The sequence below is a fragment of the Aminobacter sp. P4_D5 genome (genome assembly GCF_056401815.1).
In genome coordinates, this window is the sequence record NZ_JBFUIP010001004.1 from 1 (window position 1) to 603 (window position 603).

The 603-nt window shown below is 64.7% G+C and carries 1 protein-coding gene; it reads left to right on the plus strand.

Annotation, left to right across the window (positions count from 1 at the left end):
* On the plus strand, positions 1-603 hold a 603-nt coding region (locus AC1DWF_RS36335), incomplete at both ends, for an ABC transporter permease (protein ID WP_476843293.1).

Consider the following 603-nt stretch of genomic DNA (forward strand, 5'->3'; position numbering starts at 1 on the left):
CTCCATCGCCGTCCCCATGGGCGTGATCGCGGCCTGGAAGCAGGGCACGACCATCGACCGCATGGTCATGGCCTTCGCGGTGCTTGGCTTCTCGGTGCCGGTCTTCGTGGTGGGCTATGTGCTGGCCTATATCTTCGCCCTGGAGCTCGATTGGCTGCCGGTGCAAGGCTATACGCCTTTCTCGAACGGCTTTTTCCCCTGGATCGAGAACCTGATCCTGCCGGCCATCGCGCTGGGCGGCGTCTATATCGCCCTGATCGCCCGCATCACGCGGGCGACCATGCTGGAAGTGCTAAGCCAGGACTATATCCGCACCGCCCGCGCCAAGGGCGCCGGGCAGCGCAGCATCCTCTTCCTCCACGCCCTGAAGAACGCGGCCGTGCCGATCGTGACCGTCATCGGCATCGGCGTGGCGCTGCTGATCGGCGGCGCCGTGGTGACGGAGAGCGTCTTCGCCATCCCCGGCCTCGGCCGCCTCACCGTCGACGCTATCCTTCGCCGCGACTACCCGGTGATCCAGGGCGTGATCCTGCTGTTCAGCTTCACCTACGTGGTGGTGAACCTGCTGATCGACCTCAGCTACACCTTCTTTGATCCGAGGAT